Source organism: Dehalococcoidales bacterium, assembly GCA_041652735.1.
Classification (GTDB): Bacteria; Chloroflexota; Dehalococcoidia; order Dehalococcoidales; family RBG-16-60-22; genus RBG-13-51-18.
This window is the reverse complement of the sequence record JBAZGT010000011.1, coordinates 45,470-63,478: the sequence shown is the minus strand read 5'-3', so window position 1 is coordinate 63,478 and position 18,009 is coordinate 45,470. Positions and strand designations below refer to the sequence as shown.

Annotated in this window: 15 protein-coding genes and 1 tRNA gene; 1 reads left to right on the top strand and 15 read right to left on the bottom strand. The window is 54.6% G+C overall.

Annotation, left to right across the window (positions count from 1 at the left end):
• Window positions 1–106: 106 nt before the first annotated feature.
• Together WC370_05670 and WC370_05665 are read right to left on the bottom strand one after the other, a co-directional pair.
• Window positions 107–730: a hypothetical protein gene (locus tag WC370_05670; GenBank protein MFA5308961.1), complete on the bottom strand. Its 624-nt coding sequence runs from the start codon at window positions 728–730 to the stop codon at window positions 107–109.
• A 783-nt stretch (window positions 731–1,513) separates the two neighbouring features.
• Entirely contained in the window at window positions 1,514–2,374 is an 861-nt protein-coding gene (locus WC370_05665) for a class I SAM-dependent methyltransferase (protein MFA5308960.1), read from the bottom strand.
• 489 nt (window positions 2,375–2,863) lie between these two features.
• Between WC370_05665 and WC370_05660 the strand changes: the two genes are divergently transcribed.
• Window positions 2,864–2,940 (top strand) — tRNA-Ile (locus WC370_05660).
• 177 nt (window positions 2,941–3,117) lie between these two features.
• On the opposite strand, the gene WC370_05655 is transcribed toward WC370_05660, so the two are convergent.
• The 13 genes from WC370_05655 to WC370_05595 all read right to left on the bottom strand — a co-directional run bounded on the left by WC370_05655 (window position 3,118) and on the right by WC370_05595 (window position 17,910).
• A complete protein-coding gene (locus WC370_05655) occupies window positions 3,118–5,250 on the bottom strand; it encodes an FAD-dependent oxidoreductase (GenBank protein MFA5308959.1) in 2,133 nt (710 codons plus the stop codon).
• A gap of 1 nt (window position 5,251) precedes the next feature.
• The gene (locus WC370_05650) at window positions 5,252–6,853 is read right to left on the bottom strand and encodes an NADH-ubiquinone oxidoreductase-F iron-sulfur binding region domain-containing protein (GenBank protein MFA5308958.1); all 1,602 of its coding nucleotides are present in this window, start codon (window positions 6,851–6,853) and stop codon (window positions 5,252–5,254) included.
• Window positions 6,854–6,943: 90 nt separating this feature from the next.
• Window positions 6,944–7,390 (bottom strand): NAD(P)H-dependent oxidoreductase subunit E, encoded by a 447-nt coding sequence (locus WC370_05645; GenBank protein MFA5308957.1) that lies wholly within the window; start codon window positions 7,388–7,390, stop codon window positions 6,944–6,946.
• A 190-nt stretch (window positions 7,391–7,580) separates the two neighbouring features.
• The gene (locus tag WC370_05640) at window positions 7,581–8,579 is read right to left on the bottom strand and encodes an electron transfer flavoprotein subunit alpha/FixB family protein (protein ID MFA5308956.1); all 999 of its coding nucleotides are present in this window, start codon (window positions 8,577–8,579) and stop codon (window positions 7,581–7,583) included.
• Window positions 8,580–8,624: 45 nt separating this feature from the next.
• Window positions 8,625–9,413, bottom strand: coding sequence for an electron transfer flavoprotein subunit beta/FixA family protein (locus tag WC370_05635; GenBank protein MFA5308955.1), 789 nt, complete (start codon window positions 9,411–9,413; stop codon window positions 8,625–8,627).
• Window positions 9,414–9,505: 92 nt separating this feature from the next.
• Entirely contained in the window at window positions 9,506–9,898 is a 393-nt protein-coding gene (locus tag WC370_05630; GenBank protein MFA5308954.1) for a hypothetical protein, read from the bottom strand.
• A gap of 347 nt (window positions 9,899–10,245) precedes the next feature.
• Window positions 10,246–11,934, bottom strand: coding sequence for a CocE/NonD family hydrolase (locus WC370_05625; protein MFA5308953.1), 1,689 nt, complete (start codon window positions 11,932–11,934; stop codon window positions 10,246–10,248).
• 283 nt (window positions 11,935–12,217) lie between these two features.
• Window positions 12,218–13,690: a UGSC family (seleno)protein gene (locus WC370_05620; GenBank protein MFA5308952.1), complete on the bottom strand. Its 1,473-nt coding sequence runs from the start codon at window positions 13,688–13,690 to the stop codon at window positions 12,218–12,220.
• Window positions 13,691–13,699: 9 nt separating this feature from the next.
• Complete coding sequence (locus WC370_05615) at window positions 13,700–14,056, bottom strand: hypothetical protein (protein ID MFA5308951.1); 357 nt, start codon at window positions 14,054–14,056, stop codon at window positions 13,700–13,702.
• 53 nt (window positions 14,057–14,109) lie between these two features.
• Window positions 14,110–15,078, bottom strand: a complete 969-nt coding sequence (locus WC370_05610) for an SDR family NAD(P)-dependent oxidoreductase (GenBank protein ID MFA5308950.1) — start codon at window positions 15,076–15,078, stop codon at window positions 14,110–14,112.
• 120 nt (window positions 15,079–15,198) lie between these two features.
• On the bottom strand, window positions 15,199–16,113 hold the full coding sequence (locus WC370_05605) for an SDR family NAD(P)-dependent oxidoreductase (GenBank protein MFA5308949.1): 915 nt from the start codon (window positions 16,111–16,113) through the stop codon (window positions 15,199–15,201).
• Window positions 16,114–16,167: 54 nt separating this feature from the next.
• A complete protein-coding gene (locus WC370_05600; protein MFA5308948.1) occupies window positions 16,168–17,409 on the bottom strand; it encodes a hypothetical protein in 1,242 nt (413 codons plus the stop codon).
• 114 nt (window positions 17,410–17,523) lie between these two features.
• Window positions 17,524–17,910, bottom strand: a complete 387-nt coding sequence (locus WC370_05595; GenBank protein ID MFA5308947.1) for a hypothetical protein — start codon at window positions 17,908–17,910, stop codon at window positions 17,524–17,526.
• Window positions 17,911–18,009 lie beyond the last annotated feature (99 nt).

Sequence of the window (18,009 nt, the reverse complement as noted above, 5' to 3'; positions counted from 1 at the left end):
AGCTGGCGAAAGGATTATAATACTGTCAGGCCGCATAGCTCATTGGGCGGCTTGGCACCCCAGGATTTCATAGAACTAGCCGGAAGACGCTAAGATGCAGATGGCACTAAGAATGGGGTAAGGTCATGTCAACACCAAATCCGCTAAGCAATTTTTCCCAGTCTTTTATCGCTTCTAATAAGGTATCGTATAAATCCCCTATCTTATTCCCACTACAATCTAGTATTTCACCCGTAATAATGACTTTATAACTTCCATTTCCTAATATTTTTTGTTCACCCTGGCGATTAAATGTATAGGCAACAAAAGAACCTTTTGTGGGCTTAGTGGTCATTTGCATAATTGAACTGATTCCATTAAGCCTGGGGGCTAATCCAGAGTTTCCTTTCTTCGTTGGGTCATAACCGTGTCTTTCATTGTTAGACAAATCCTTAATGATTCTTATTGATTTAGAATTCTTGAATGTAGCATCTACCTTAGATTTATCTTTATCATTTTCATTAGACCATTTTTTAAGGTGACTACCTAAATTCGCGACATTGAAGATCAATATGTTTGCAATATTTCTAATTTCTGAGTCTTTACGACCACCACTAAAATCCTGGAGAATTACTGTTTTATTACTATCTTGTATTACCTTTGGCTTTAACTTTTTTATATCAGTTTCTATTGATGAACCAAGTGCTGTATAAATGCACTGAATTCTTTGTATTAACTCATCATTTATCATAATTCTTCTCCCATTTGTATAATGATACATTATATATTATATAACTTTATGTCAATATTACCCTGCTCTCATTTTCCTTGCCTTTTCCTTCCATGTCATTCTGACGCAGGTCAGAATGACGGGGTCAAAATCTCTCTCTTATCTCCCTTTACGAAAGGGAGACGCCGATACCCCAAAATCAGGATTCTCTAAAAGTGGATTCCAGCCTGTGTTTTAATGACAAGGCAGTGAGATTGCCACGTCAGCCCGATTCACGGGAGTAAAGAAGCTCATCGGGACTCCTCGCAATGACAACGGGGGACAATATTTCCCTAAATCCTTACTTCAGCAGGCTCAGACCAGGCTTTTACGAAAGAGGGCCGTCAATACCCCAAAAGTAGCGCGTGTGAGGGTCGGAAAACAAAATCCCTCTCTTATCTCCCTTTACGAAAGGGAGACGCCAATACCCCTAAGGGAGTGCGGGATAAGGAGAGACCGTTTATTACGGGGAGTTTTCAAGAGGGGCGGATCGCCCCTCTTCTTATTTTCACCCCCTTCCCTTGAAAGGGAAGGGGGCAGGGGGATAGGTTGATTTGGGGCGGTGATAAGGGGTGGGGATATATAAATCTTTGTCTTGTCCCTTTTTTTAAGAAGGGACGCCAATACCCCTAAATATCAGGCTGGCAGAGGGTGGATTCCGGCTCCGATTAACATACTGGGTATGCTACCTGCGCGGGAGTGACAACAAGCAAAACGGTTTATCACGGCCGTTCCGATAAAAGCGGGAAGACATCATTTTCTATGTTATCCGCGGGTTGATGGGATTTTATTTAGCGGCGTTCCGGCAGATACGCCATCTTCCGCTGCTTTGACCCAGAGCCATCTATTATCCGTCTTTTGCAGCCCCAACGACTGCATCAACTGCTCAACATCAGAATGCAGCTTAAAGTGCATGGGGTGTGTTGCCGCATCGTCCAGGTCAAACCACAGGGTGATAATCAGTTTTCCCTGCGGCTTAAGCGAAGCGGCTATTTCCTCCAGTACCACTTCCGGTTGAGACAAGTGCTCGATGACGTCAATACAGATAATCGTGTCATACGGGCCCCGGAGTTTTGCATTTTCCAGGTCCATTACTTTTATATCAAGCCCTCTTTTCTTGAACCGCCATCCGGCAAAATCAAAAGTGACCCCGGCTAAATCACCATAGGTTACATCCAGGCCTTTTTCCGCCAGCTGGATACATAAATCACCAATACCACCCCCGTATTCCAGCACCTCGCCGGAGGCCGCGCTAACCACCTTGTCCCTGAATTTTTGCTGCCTCTTTTCCATGTGCCAGTAAGCCAGGTCAAAAACGTAAAACGGCGTAGTTTTATAAAAATTCCTGGTGGCCTCTTCCGTATCCGGAGATAATGCCTGCCATAAAAGCGCGTTGGCCGTGACACCTGACTTGAGCATAAGCCCGGCCTGTTTCCTGTCCAGCCGGAAATACTCGGTTATTTCTGCGGCCGTTTGCTTATCATAGACGATGCGGTTAGCTATTTTATCCCATATTTTATCTACCGTGCGCAAGGCTCCGTAAAAAATGCCGAACAGCGGCTTCAGGACAACCCTCAGCCTATCCGGCAAGTGTTTCTTGAGTTGATTTTTCAGGTGTATAGTCATCTTCTTACTCCACTAGTATGGCCTTTTCCATTATAAGGTTTAATGCAACATAATTTTAAGCCGATATAGCTATTGTCGAGGTTAGAATTCAGGTATTAAAATGTTTGAATGTTTTTTCCATGGAACATCCAGTTTAACAAGCACAATAGCGCCGGACGTAATTTGTGGCTAAAGGTAGCGGGCAAAGCAGCCCAGGGGGACTTAGAAAACGGCCCGTCAGACAACAGCCGGGAGTATATCCGCTTCTCCGTTTAGATATAAAGTTGATTTTTATCCTTCTTTCATCGTAAAATGGTTAACGTTAAGGGCCACTAGCTCAGCTGGTTAGAGCATCCCGATAACATCGGGAGGGTCTGCGGTTCGGGCCGGATGGCACAAGTAAATAGAATAGCTTCATGGGCCACTAGCTCAGCTGGTTAGAGCATCCCGATAACATCGGGAGGGTCTGCGGTTCGGGCCGGATGGCACAAGTAAATAGAATAGCTTCATGGGCCACTAGCTCAGCTGGTTAGAGCACAGTCCTGATAAGACTGGGGTCTGTGGTTCGAGTCCACAGTGGCCCACCATACCTCCCCCCGCGCCGCCACCCCAAGTAACAATAGCCAAGTGGCAAGTTACAAGTGGGAACTGGCATACTCTTCCACCCCACCTCAAACACCAAATCCTAAATAATATGCATTCCGCGCCGCCGCCCCCAAGTAACAATAACCAAGTGACAAGTAGCAAGGGAAAACTGTGCGATATTATTTGGAGGGGTAATCCGCCCAGAACTTGATGGGTGAGATTTTGAAACGGAGGTCGCACCGGAGGCAGCGGGACGCCTCTTTAACGGCGGACTGCACCCCGTAGCCATCTACTATTCCGTCGAAGGTGTTTTGTCTCTGTTCCCCGGGTACCAGAGATGGCGGACACCGTTTAAGCGCGGCGAATTCCTCATCACGCCCCAGGAAAGCGTCCGGCTCAGATACCGGCGCCAGTTTCTCCTCTATCTCGCCGGAGCCGCCGAGATAGCTATCGATAACGCTGGCGATTTTCCTGGCCGAGGCGATAGCCTCGATAACCGAGGAGGTGCCGCTCACCGCGTCGCCGGCGGCGAAAACGCCGTCACGGCTGGTGCCGCGGGTAAACTCATCCACCTCGATGACGCCGCCGCGGCCGGTGTCCAGATTGAAGTCCTCGGGCACGTCCGGGCGCTGTCCCAGCGCGAAGATAACCGTATCAGCGGGCAGGGTATGCTCCGAATCTTCCTCGACTTCCACCTGGGCCTGCCCGTCCTCGTCGAACTCAAATGATTTTACGTTGCGGCACACCACGCCGGAAACCCGGCCACCGATCCCGGTGATTTCAATAAAGCTGTGAGCAGGGTGAATGACGATGCCCTCCCCCGTTGCCTGTTCAATCTCCTCCGGAGAGGCCAGCATAGCATCGCCGCATTCCAGGCAGGCCATAGCGACCGCCTCCGCACCCAGGCGTTTGGCAACCCGGGCGCAGTCGATAGCGACATTGCCGCCGCCAAGCACCAGCACCTTGCTGCCGATTTTAACATCCATAACCATATTGACGTCCCGCAGGAAGTCGATGCCAACGATGACATTTTCCAGGTCAGCGCCGGGCAGGGGCAGCTTCTGGCCGCGGTGCGTGCCCACGGCCACTAAAATGGCGTCATAGCCCTCATCCGAAAGCTTATCCAGAGAATCCACTTTCACGCCGGTGCGGATTTCCACCCCGGCCTCCCGAATGCACTCAATCTCCCTAGCCGAAACATCCCTGGGCAAGCGGTAGGCGGGGATGCCATAGCGCAGCATACCGCCGGCTTGAGGCATAGCTTCAAACACGGTAACGCCATGCCCGGCGACGGCCAGATAGTAGGCCGCCGTCAGCCCGGCGGGGCCGGCACCGACCACCGCAACCCGCTTACCGGTAGAACCGGCGGGGTGAGAGCTTCTCTTCCATTGACCGTCATCATTTTCCGCGGCAAAGCGCTTGAGGTCCCGGATGGCAATGGCGTCATTCAGATGGCCGTGGCGGCAGACCAACTCGCAGGGGTGGTTGCACACATAGCCGAGCACGGCGGGAAAGGGCACCTTTTCCCGAATAATCGCGACCGCCGCCCCAAAGTTCTTTTCACTGATAAAGCGGAGATACCGCGGCACGTCGATTTCCGCCGGGCAGGTATAGCGGCAGGGAATGAGGGAGGCGCGGCGGCTTTTTTGCGGGTCCATAAGCTCCGAGCTATCACGGAGGGCGCCGGTGGGGCAGACCTCCGCGCAGGCACCGCAGAACTTGCAGCCGGCATCCAGCAGGGAACGGTCAAAGGCGGTACCGATATGGGTATCTTTACCGCTTTGAATGAATGAAAGCACGCCCACGCCGCGCAGATCGTTACAGGCACGAACACAGCGACCGCAAAGGATACAGCGGCTAAAATCGTGGGTAAAGAGCAGGTTATCCCGGACGGCGGGGCTTTCCTTGAGTCGCCTTTTGACACGGAGCTCTTCAGACACGCCGAAGTACTGCTTGAGCGACTGCAATTCACAGTTAAGGTACTTGGGACAGGTGGTGCAGTCCGACGGATGGTTGGCCAGAATCAGCTCCATGGTCATCAGGCGCGAGCGGTCAATGCGGGGCGACCTGGTCTTGACGTTCATTCCCGCTACGGCCGCGGTGGTGCAGGCGGCAACGGCATCCAGCCCATCCCCGGTTTCTATAATACAGAGGCGGCAGGCCCCGGCCGGAAAAAGGTCCGGGTGGTGGCAGAGATGGGGAATGTAAATGCCGGCGTCCAGGGCGGCGTCCAGCACAGACTTGCCCGCCTGAGTCTCAACCTCTCTGCCATCGATGTTCAGCTTGATATTTTCCAAAATCAGTCTCGCCATCCTATCCAATTTGCTTCGCGTCGTCCGGCATCCGGCACACCCCGGCGGGACAATGCCGTCCGGCAATATGCGCCGCATATTCGTCACGGAAATGAGCGATAGAGGTAAGCACGGGAGCGGGCGCGTTTTTACCGAAGCGGCAAAGCGAACCGGTCTGAAGGCAATCGCCAAGCTCCATAAGTAAATCAAGGTCGGCCATTTTACCGCGACCCCCGGTAATATCCTTAAGCAACTCCGTCATCTGTAATGTCCCTTCCCGGCAGGGCACACAATGGCCACAAGAACCGGCCAGGCTAAAGGACAGGGCATGTAGAGTCAAATCCACGACGCAGGTGGCGCTATCGGCCACTACAAGGCTTCCGGAGGCCATCGCAATGCCGGCGCCGGCAAGACTCCGATAGTCCAGCGGGGTATCTAGGGCCGCTTCCGGCAGAAAACCGCCGCCGAAGCCGCCGACCATGACCGCTTTTATTTCCTTATCATCATTTACGCCGCCGCCGATATCATAAATAACCCGGCGGAGAGTGGCGCCCAGGGGCACCTCGATAACACCGGGTCGTTTAACCTTACCGCCCAGGGTAAGAAGCATGGTACCGGGGCTTTCCGCCGTGCCGTGACCGGCATACCAGGCGGCGCCTTTTTCCAGAATAGCGGAGACAGCGGCCAGCGTGGCGGCATCAGCGAAGGCGGTCCGGTTATCCACGGCGGCATCCGGCGGGCGGGGACAGGGAACACCGCGCCTGCCATCCAGCGTGCGCAACAGGGCAGGCTCCTCACGGGAGACGGCGGAGCCGGGTATTTCCCTGATTTCTATACGGCAACCGAAGCCGGAACCCAGGATGTTTTCGCCAAGAAAGCCCGTCTCCAGCATCTGCTCCAAAGCAGTTTGGAGCCGGGCAAGGGCCAGGCGATACTCCTTATTAACGCAGAGATAACACCGGGAGGCACCGGCGGCATAAGCGCCGATGAGCAGACCTTCCAGCACGGCATGGGGATCGCTTTCCAGCAGCAAGCCGGCAGCGAAGTCGGAAGAATCGCCATCACCAGCGTAACAGATAAAACTTTTTTCCTCCCCCGGAGCATCCAGGCAGGCCAGCCACATATCACCGGCAAGGGAGCCGCCCCAACCCCGCAGGCCGGACTCTTTCACCACGGCGGCGACGGCGGCGGGGGGCATTTTTAAAGCTTTAGCCAGCCCGGCGTAACCGCCGCGAGCGATGTACTGGTTGATATTAGCGGGGGCGATATAGCCACAATGGCGCAGGGCAATCCTAGACTGCGACTGGAAAAATGGCAGCCCGGAAATTTCAGGCAGGCCGGCAATCCGGCCATCACCTATCGTAGCAAAGGCCAAATCCGGCCGGTAATCGCCCCTGGAAATACAATCGGGCACTAAACCGGCAAGCAGCGCCGGGGTGACATTGCCATAGGCGACGGTGGGACGGCCGGGCAAAGCGATGCAGACCACGGGTTCAAGATAGCAGATGCCGAAAGAACCCACCTCAATGACACGGGCAGCCAGGGACTTTTCCCGTAAAATATTATCCAGGGAATCGCGCAGCGGGGCGGCGGCGGGACCAAAGCCGGTCGCGCTGATGTACACGCGGGGCACGTCCGCGGTTTCCTCAGCTTGCCGAGCCGCAACAGCCCGTTGATATATTTCCGCAAAGTCCATGGTCACCTGCATAACCGGCTAACGGTACTTAGCCAGGATTTCTTCAATTACGTCCGGTGTTACCCGGCAGTAAACATCTTCATCCACCACGACGACCGGCGCCAGGGAAGCGCAGCCGGGGAAGGAGGCTTTGTCCAATCGGAACGTTGCGCCCACGGCGGTCGGCCCGGCCGGCGTGTTCAAAGCTTGCTCAATGGTTGAAATGATATCCTCCGCCCCGCGCAGGCGGCATTCCAGGCAGGTACAGACCCGCACGGTATGGGCGGGGTGCGGGGTAAAGCGTAAATCCGGGTAAAAGCTGGCAGTGCTGAAAACATCGTTCTCCGATAAATCCAGAAAGCGGCTGATTTCAGCGACAGCGCCGGGGGACAGGTATCCCTCCCCTGCCTGCACCCGGTACAGGATGGGCAGCAAGTTTTTTCTATCCGAGGTGAACTGCCCGAGAATATCCCGCCTGTTATTCATGTCCTATCAACGCCCCGGTAATGATACGGCTAAATAGTCCAATAATATGTTCACAAACATCAGTATAGGGCAACTCGTGAAGCGACTGCAAAACAGACGATGCTTTTAGCTCCGACTGCCGGTTATTCATGCGACCTGTATATTATGTCAATAATGCTTTCCACTAATATACACAGATATTACGTTTAAACTAACCTGATACCAGCTCCTTAACTTTAGCGGTGAAAGCCGGGAGGGCTTTTTTCCAGTCGGCAACGATGCCGTAATGGGCGGACTTGAAGATATTGGCTTCCGGGTCTTTGTTGATAGCCACGATTACCTTAGAGCTGGAGCAGCCGCTCAGGTGCTGGCTGGAGCCGGAGACGGCCACGGCGATATAGAGGTTAGGGCTGACGATTTTACCGGTCAAGCCCACCTGCGCGTTATCCGATATCCACTGATTATCACAGGCGGGCCGGGTAGCACCCACCGCCCCGTTTAACGTTCCGGCCAGCTCCGCCAGCTGTTTGAAACCTTCCGCGCCGCCGATACCCCTACCGCCGGTCACCACGACCGCGGCATCTTCCAGCTTGACGCCGGTAGAGGTCTCCGCTTTTCTCGCCAATACCCTGGTACGCACCAAAGCCGGGTCTATATCCACAGCGACATTAATGACCCCACCCTGCCGGCCGGAATCCATTGGCAGCGGTGAAACTACTTTGCTCCTCACGGTAGCTACCTGGGGGTCGGACTCGCAAACCTGAATAGCCTGGGCATTGCCGCCATAAACCGGCTTGGTCATCAGCAGCCGCCGGGTGGCGGGGTCGATAGCCAGGGCAACACAGTCCATGACCGCGGCCGTATTCAGCCGGAAAGCCAGCCGGGGTGCGAGGTCGCGGCCAAGATGGGTCTGGCCCAACAGGACAATTCGCGGCGCGGCCTGCCCGATGACCTTGACCATAGCCTGAAGATAGGAATCAGTGAGATAGTCCTTAAGCAAAGGCTGGTCCACAACATATACCCTATCAGCCCCCCGGGAAATAACCTCTTGAGACAAGCCGGCGATATCACTGCCGATTAATACCGCGCTCAACTCCTGCCCCAATTCTCCAGCCAGGCTTTTCCCGGCGGCCAGCAACTCGGCGGCGATGGAAGCCAGCTTACCTTCAGATGTTTCACAATGCACCAGCACGCCCTGATAATCAGCCATTATGTCAATCTCCTTATCGAGCAGAATTTATCTTAATTGTATTTATTAAAGGACTTTAGCTTCCCTGAGTTTCCGGGCCAGACCGACCGCCGCTTCTTCCGGCGTGTCCGCGGTAACGATATCACATTTGGTCTCGTGAACGGGCTGAAAAACCTTCCGGACGCCGATTTTCCTGGTTTGAGGCTGGCTAAAGCCCAGATCCGCCGCCTTCCAGACGGTCAAAGGTTTTTTCTGCGCTTCCATAACCGCCTTGATGCCGGGAGTACGCAGAGCACCGGCTTCATTACCGACCGTGACCAAAGCGGGCAACAAGACACCGATAGTCTCCGTCCCGTAGGCCAACACCCTATCAACTTTCAATTGATTATCCGCGAACTCCACCTTACCGGCCAGACTGACGCTGGGAATGCCCAGGATTTCCGCTATACCCAAGCCCACTTGCCCGGCACTGGTATCAGCCGCTTCCCGGCCGCAGATAATAACGTCGTATTCCCCTATTTCGCGGATTGCATCAGCCAATAAACCGGCAGTCGTGCAGGCGTCCAGGTCTTCAAAGGCGTCGTCCTCCAGCAGGACCAATCTATCCGCCCCAGCGGCCAGAGATTTACGTATTACCGCCTTGGAAATATTCTTACCCAAGCTCAATACGGTCACGGAGGCGCCGGCGCTTTCCTTGATTCTCAAAGCGGCCTCCAGGGCATTCTCATCGAAGGGATTGAGTACCGGAGGGGTACCCTTGGGCGGAATCACCTTATTGGTGGCCGCATCCACTTTAAACGAAGATGCAGGCATTTCGGGGTCGAGGACCACTTTAACACAAACAATGATTTTCAAGGCTCGATTGCCTCCTTTACATGATGAATATTCCCATGCTGCCATCGAGTTAACAGTTATATACCACGAACGCTATAACGGGTCGGCAACGTTCAAGCGGCGGGGTCGGCTCGATTGGCCTTACGCTTCTTAACCGGCACAGCCCGGCTGAAAAAATCGGTCAATTTCTGAAGGATGACACGAACATCCGCATCATATTCCGGATACCATAAAATCCCGGAATCGCGCAGGTGCAACTTGTGCATGTTCTCCTCGCCGATAAGCTTTTCAAACAAATAGTTGCAGCTATTGATTTTCTTTTGAGGGCAATTTAACGGACAGCGGATACATTTATAACCGCGCGTGTAGCAAATGGACCTGACGGGGATCAGATAGTAACCATAGGTATTAAGACTGGCTTTGCCGGCATCGAACCGGGCGAGCAATTTTTTCCAGTCGCGCTCCGATAATATAAATTCGATCCCTTCAAAAACTATCGCTCTCATGCCTGCCTCCAAATAGCCCCTCCTGCCCGGGTAAAGCATACCGTCCCCGCCCCTGCTGCTTACGGAATCGAGCTGAATAACAGCTCCAGGACAACAGGATTCACGTGTACCGTTCCAGAGTCCCGACTGCAATATTGCATCAAGGGCAAGGATATTCACACTGCGAAATCTTAACAGTCATAGTAATTGTACCGGGGATGCGCAGAAAATAAATGAATCCAAAGAGCCAAAAAAAGAACTATATTCCACCAAGTATATAGTAATAGTTACGAATTATTGGCCGGGGGCGGTCAGAAGAAATATGAACTCCGGGCTCAAATCAGCGGCAATCCGGTGAGGTTTACGGCTTAAGCCGGGGGGATTCTGGGGACGAGGAGATATGAATCATACTTCCCGCCGGTATGGATGATGTGCTCACCCTTATTACGCCGCTCGTAGCGGAAAATCGGGGTCTTGCCTAAAACTACATCGTCCATCCAGATGAGATGGAACCCCTGGACGGCCACGCGCAACTGCTGACCGGCGTGCCATAACATGCCCCAGGGCCAGATGCCGATATCCACGGGCACCACCTGGCCGGGCTTAAGGAGCTGCTCGCGGCGGTGCGCCAGGAACGGCTGCGACGGCGTCGAACGCTCCGCATCCAGCTCCCGGTGAGAAACGCGGAGCAGGCCGCGGGCGCCGGGGTGGGGAAAGTCCACCACCAAATGCGAGAGAGGATTGCCCATGGCATCCGTCTTGCTGACATAGACGAACAGGTCCATGTCATCCGAGCCAGCCGCCTCGACCCAGAGACGCAGCTTCATATGACCAACTATCTCCGTATCTTCAGGAAAACTGTAAGTAAAGACAGCCTGGCCATTATCATCGTCGGCACGATAGCGTACCAGCGATGCAGCGACCGGCGGCTCCGGCGAGAGTTTCAACGAGGCGGCGTCCAGGTAAAGCTTTTCCCATTGCGTCCGCGGCAGCGGCCAATCGCTTTCCGGGCGGTTAACGATATCCCGGCCGCCGGGGTCAAGCACAGAAACACGCACCCGCGGGGTCAGCTCCCAGCCGTTGTGGATATCCTTGAGATAGCGGTCATAAAAGCGGCGCAGGTCTTCCAGGTTTTCCGGCCGGTACAAATCCGGCCATTCCTGGGTGTTATTAACGCGCAGCCACTTGTGCGGCGAGGCCATACGGCGGAAGGCGTCCAAGGTGCCGTGGGTGTGCAGGGGGTTATAGCTGGCGACGACGTAGGCGGGAATATCGATATTCTCCACTTTAGCCCGCTTGTCTTCCCAGTAGGCGTTCATCAGGGGATAGTTGCACATCATTACCGGCAGGTCTTCGTAAAAACCCCGGCCGCAGGTACGATCGTTGCCCCGCCCGACAAAACCGATTTCCGGGATACCGCCCTGGAAAAGGTTATCACGGTAGAAATCATCGAAGCCCTCCCAGGGGGCGATACAGGCCAGGTGCGGCGGCTTTTCCGCGGCGATAAACCACTGGGCGATAGCCAGCCAGGAGTTGCCGTTGAGCGAAACCTTACCGTTGCACCAGTCCCGGGCGGCCACCCACTCGATAAGGTCATAGCCGTCACGGCCTTCCGCCGAGCAGAACTGCAAAATATCACCCTCAGAGTGGAAAACGCCACGAGAGTCCGGGTTAATCACCGCGTAGCCGTAATGGCACCAGTAAGCCGGGTCAGGGCCTTCAAACTTGGCCATGGGCGAGGCGGTACCGGGCGGCACGCCGTAGACCGGACTGCCCAGGTAGCCTCCCCGCTTGCCGTAAGGGCTCCAGGCGATAATGGCCGGTAGGTTGACGGCGCCTTCCGGCCGGTAAATATCAGTATAGACGGTAACGCCATCGCGCATCTTCACCGGCACATCGCGTTCATAGCGGATGCCGCCGGTGACGGTAACCTCCGACTTAAGCTCCGGGCAGCCGCTATCAGGGGCTTCCGGGGGAATAGCCTGCTTCATAGCCACATCTATTTTTTGAGAACCATAGATACGGGTCTCTGTTTTTTCCCGAGGCGTATTACCCATAGCTTAAGCCTCCCTGACATACTTCTACACCCTATTTTATCTCAGCGGCAACGGAAAAGTCCCTACAGCGTTTACACGAAACCGGAAACAAGCTTTAAACCTAACCCAGGGAAAAAGGCACACATCACCGGAAGGAGCTTTCAGGGCTATATATTTCCCGGCACGGTTAACAGCCGGGACTGAGGTGCCACCTGAAAGATGGCGGTAAGTCCATCCGGCTATAACCGCGCCGAGATAAGCTTCAACTGTATTCCCCCGCCGCTAAGCGCCGGGGAGGAAATATTTATTTATCGTATTCAGCCGGGGCATCCGGCAGTCCGCACGAACCATCTTTGCAGTCGATATCTTCTGGGTCAGGCAGGCCGCAGGAACCGTCTTTGCAGTCGATAGCGGAACCGGCCGGGCGCCACTTGTCTATGGAGGCGCTGGTCAGGTAGCCGTAATCCGAAGCCTTCCACAAAGGACTGGTCTCGCCGCCCACCACCAGGATATTGATGTTGTCCGCATTGAAATAGTGCGGTATCAACTCGTCCGGGGGGGCCTTTTTCCAGGAGGCATAAGGCTCCACGCCCTTGTTGGGCAGGTGGCCCATCATCAGGTCAACGTGGTCGGTCCCCCAGTACCTGCCGGCGGGTATTTTTAGGTTCTTGGACAGCCAGACGCAGAAATCCCGCTTGGTGGCGAAGCCCTCATTCTCCTTGAGGTTCCGGGCCACCAGGGGGTCGATGATGATAGTGGCCGCGGAGTCAATGCCGGGCATTACCTGCATCTGGTAATTCAGCTCCTCGCCGACCGTCCGGTGGGCGGCCGCGCCGTCGCTGTTGAAAAGGGTCCAGCCGCGGAAGAGGCTGACCGTGCTTTCCCCGGGCTTGAAGCCTTTATCAACGTGAAACGGCGTCCAGACGCTGCGCTCCTCATTCTCGGCGGCGCACATGTTGTTGTACAGGAAGTTGTTGCCCTGAGAGCTCCAGAGGGTTTTCTTGGGCCGGGTGTAGCCCCAGCAGATGGACATTATCGTCCAGGAGCGGCCGATAACAGAATTGGCCAGGTTGATAGGGCTGTAGGCGCCCATGCCGGCGTTCATGCCGATTTCCTTACGAATGGGGCCATTCACCAGAATCATGCTGGAAAAGGCGGTGGTGGAGGGGGTAAAAGCCGCCTGCCGGGTGGAGGCGATAGCCAGAATCACCGGGAAATGCTCCGGCCTGGCACCGGCCATCACCGCGAAAATAGCGATATTGGACACCGTGTACTTGACCAGCTCCGTGTTATCAAAGTTGATTATTTCTATTTCACCAACCACCTCATCCGGGGGGCGACCGGTGCCGGCCAGCATCCGCTTTACCCGCTCCTCGGTGGGGAGGATAACGGGGAGGCCATCCGTCCAGCCTCTTTCAAAAAACAGGCGCTGGAAGTTGTCTTCCGTATCCGGCTCCAGGAAAATACTGGAGGTGTCCGTTTTTACGGTTACGGCCGCCTCCGGCTTATTGCGGTTAACGTCCACCGGCCTGGTCAAAGCGTCAATTATCTCACCGATGACCGGTTTATGCGTATCCGGGTCATCGCCGGCAATATACTTATCCAAAGCTTCCGGGGACATCCCGACCACCGGGTGGGGGGTGTAGATGAAAGGCAAAGACATATTGGCAGACCTCAAGTCATCAGCCACGCTCTTGAACTCGAGGGTAGCGACAGGGGCCACCGGGATATCGTATTCCGCTTCAAGCTTACTGGCACTGGCGGCGACCGCCGCCACACAGCCCGGTCAGCCAGCAACGCCGAGCACCACCGCATGACCTTTGGCCTTAACCTCAGACCAGAGGTCGGTGGTGTCCGAATCGTTCATAAAAACATGACCCGTTTTCCGCTTCCTTACGGTAGTGACGGATGGCATGTTCTCCGTGAACCACTTTTGCAGCTGTATCATGAACTTGTAGCTGCCGCCGAAACCGGTATCCACCAGATAGACGGTCTTGTTTTCCAGAGTATCCAGCCGCCTGGCCAGCGTGGTGGAGGGCGGCTGAAAGCCGAAGATGCCCATGCTCTGGCGCTGGCCTTCAGCCGTCATTATCTGGCTTTTAGCCGCGGGATTCATTACCGTGGTCAGTAAATTATTTGCCATTATAGCCTCCTGTCAAAGAACCGCTAAATCATCGGACCGAAAAAGCACCCTTGCTATTTCGACTTTTTGAAATGGTCTTTGACCCAGGTCAAATCTTCCCTGGCTTTGCCATAGCCCGTCTTTTCGGCTTCCTGCATGGGATTGCCTTCCATACGGGTTATATTCTCCATGGTTTTTTTATAGGCTTCGTCCTGTTTTTTGGAGCCTTCCGGGCTGGCGTAGTCCACGATACGCTCCATGTGCCCCCGGAGCATATCCTTCGCATTCGGGAACGGGATGATGATGAACTGCTCGTCCTCGATGCCCTTCTTAAGAATGTGCGCCAGTTCCACGGGGTCGATGCCCGTCGCGTGGAAGGAGCGCAGCGCATTAATGGTATCCTGGCTTTCCACATAGCCGGAATCCTGTAAATGCTTGGGCCGGGTAAGCACGGCTTCAAAGATATTCGACTTTATGTTGCCCGGGCAAAGGCAGGACACGCCGATGTTGTAAGGTTTGAGCGACTGGCGGTAAGACTCCATGAGGCTGTTGACCGCCGCCTTGGCAGCCGAGTACGGCGCCACCATGGCCGACGCCTGGAAGGCACTCATCGAGGAAGTGGTGGCGATGTAGCCGCCTTTACCGGCCTTAATCATGCGGGGCACGAAGGTGACCATCCCATTGATGACACCACCCAGGCAGACCCCAAGTACCCAATCATAATCCGCATAGGAGGTAGCTTCAGCGGGGCCCATGGTGTTAACGCCCGCCGTGTTGATTAAAAGCTGCGGCGGCTCCCCGAATACCTTCTCCACCTCATCGGCGGCGGCCGCATACGCATGGCGGTCCGTAATATCCAGCTTGATGGTATGAACCTTGGCTTTCTTGTTTTTAAAGTAGTCTTTGGCCTCGTCAAGGTGGTCCTGGCGGACGTCCGCAATAACTACCTTGCAGCCCGCTTCCGCGAACACCTTGGCCTGGCCGAAACCAGCGCCGGAAGCACCACCGGTGATAAAGGCAACTTTCCCAGCAAAATCTTTCATAATTTCCTCCGCTTATATCAATACAAATTACTCTTTTTTATTAACCCGTCCCGTCAACGCGGATGAGACCAAACGGACCAACGGCGGCTATACACCTAAAACACCAGGTTCAAGCGTAAATCAGTGCGTAGTCCAGTCCGGCGCCCCCGGGGTAGTCTGCTTATCATACATGGGATTATAAAGCAGGTCCCTGGTCGTCTTAAGAACGGCAATGCGTTTTTTGTTCGGCGGCTCATCAGGCAGAGCGCGTAATAACGCCCGGTTGCGCGCCTGGATGCCCTTGCGGAACTCCGGGTGGCTCATGATAAACAGGTCGTTACGCCGGATGCCGCGCAGAATGCGCTCGCCGACTTCTTCCGGCTCCATGTAACCGGCGTCATTCATGGGATTAGGCTCTTTTACTTCCGGCCCCTCATTCTTCAGGTGGTCCGGCCGGTTGGCCTTATTGGAAACCCCGAAATTAGTCCTGACCGGGCCGGGGAAATATACCGAGGCGCCGACGCCGGTACCTTCAAGCTCCGCGGCCAAGGCTTCCATCATACCGGCCACGGCGTACTTGGTAGTGCAGTAAAGGCCCATGCCGCTCATGGCGAACATGCCGAGAGACGACGAGGTAGTAACGACATGCCCGCCTTCGCCATGCTTGAGGATACGGGGCAAGACGGTGACGACGCCGTTGATGACACCGCCGACATTGGTGCCCATGATGTAATCCCAGTCTTTATAATTAGCCGTCCGCACGTTGGCGATGACAGAGGCACCGGCATTGTTTACCAGAACGTGTATCTTCCCGAAAATCCTTTCCGCTTCATCCGCGGCGCGGGCATAAGCCTCACGGTTGGTGATATCGACCTTGATGGGGTGGGCGGGCTGCTTAAGGCGGTTAAAATACGCCATAGCTTCATCAAGGGCTTCCTGGCGCATATCAAGGATAACCACCTTCATCCCGTTGGCGGCGAACACCTTGGCCATACCAAGGCCGATGCCGCTGGCACCGCCAGTAATAAAGGCAACTTTTCCAGCTACATTTTCCATATACTATCAATCTCCATTAAATATTTCCCGGTATTTTATTTCAGTTTTTCAGGCTTAATGAGTCTGGGCCGTCTCAGTTTCATCCAGCGGCATATCCGCACCCGGCAAGCCGCAGACTCCGTCCTTACAGGTAACGGCTACCGGCATCCTGATGGGAATATCATCGTATTTTATGCCGGTCTTGGGTATCCATTTGTCTACGGAAATGGTCCGTACATGGGAGAAATCCGTGGTGAGGTACATGGGATTCCATTCCCCGCCCACCACCAGGAAATTAATATTCTCCGCCTTCAATATCTTTACATTGGCCTGCTCTTCCAGCCATTTGGCGAGCTGCTGCTTGGTCTGAAAACCCTCTCTTTTAAAGTTCTTGGCCACCAGCGGGTCCATGACGAAAGTGAAGGAACTGAACATATCAAGAATCGAGTTAAAGGCAGTCATTATGGACGCCATCTGTTTGGGCTGGCCGGTGCCGAAGCCGATAACGCTCCACCCCCGGAACACGCTAACGGTACTTTCACTCGCTTTAAAGCCTTTCTGAACATGGAAAGGCTGCCACGGGGACGTTTCCTCGTTTTCCGCGCAGCACATATTATTATAGTTCACGTTATTGCCGGTACTGGCGGTAAAGTTTTCCGCCAGTTTGGCTTCCCCGAAATTGATACTTAGCAGAGTCCAGGCGCGCCCGATAACCGAATTGGCAAAGTTGAAAGGACTCAGCGCGCCGGCGGTACTGTTCATCCCTATTTTCTTGCGGACGGGGCCATTAACCACCGCCATACTGCCGAAAGAAGTGGTCGAGCTGGGCAAGGACGGCTGCTGGGTAGCGGCGAGCGCCAGTATTACCGGGAAATGCTCCGGCCTGGCTCCCGCCATGACCGCGTTAACCGCCACTTTTTCCACGTTGTATTCAAGTCTCTCCTGGTGAGTGGTGACCGTCATCTGCCCGAGTACCTCATCAGGAGCATGGTCAGTACCGGTCAACATTTCAGCCACCCGCTCTTCCGTGGGGAGGATGACAGGCAGGCCGTCCGTCCAGCCTTTTTCCAGGAACAGGCGCTGCAAATTAGCCTCGGTGTCCGGCGAGAGCAGCCTGGACCACCTGGGTCGCTTGAGCATCACCGGGTGTATCTCATCTTCCTTGAGCGGCTGGGTCAGGCCGTCGATAACTTCCTGCATCAAAGGCAGGCCGGTGATGGGGTCATTGCCTTCAACATAGTCATGCAACACCGACCGGGGCAGCCAGCCGACCGGGTACGGAGGGAAGGCGAAGCGCAGGTTCATGCCGTGGCTCATCGCATCTCTCCGGATATATTCCGCGAAACGGGAGGTAACCATGGGAACAGTGGGCACGCCATATTCATCTTCCAGAGTCCGGCTATAATCGGCGCAACTCGCCGAACAACCGTCTCAGCCACCGACGCCGACAATAGCGGCATCAGCTTTTTCTTTTATTTCCGCCCACAGCTCAGGGGCATCCGAAAACATGCTGCCAGGCTTTTGAAGAAGAACAGTTTTGACCGAAGGCATATTCCGGCCAAACCATTCATTAACCTCGGTTAAAAAATCAAAGCCGCCGACGAATCCCACATCCACCAGATAAATAGTCTTGCCTTCCAGCTTATCCAGGCGGGGGGCCATGCGGAACGATTCAAAGGAAGCCTGACTGGTGGTGGGCTGGATGTTGAGGTCCAGAATATCGGTGGGATTGGCGTCGGAATCCAATTTCCGCCCGAAGATGCCGGTGGGCTGTCCCCTGGGGTCGAGTACCGTGTACAGAGTCTCTTTGTCTGCCATGTTTCTCCTTATAGCGCGGAAAAGCCTAAATAATAGAAAGGAAAACTGCGTTTCCGCTGAATGTTAATAATCAATTCCCTGACTTTATCCCGGTCCTTA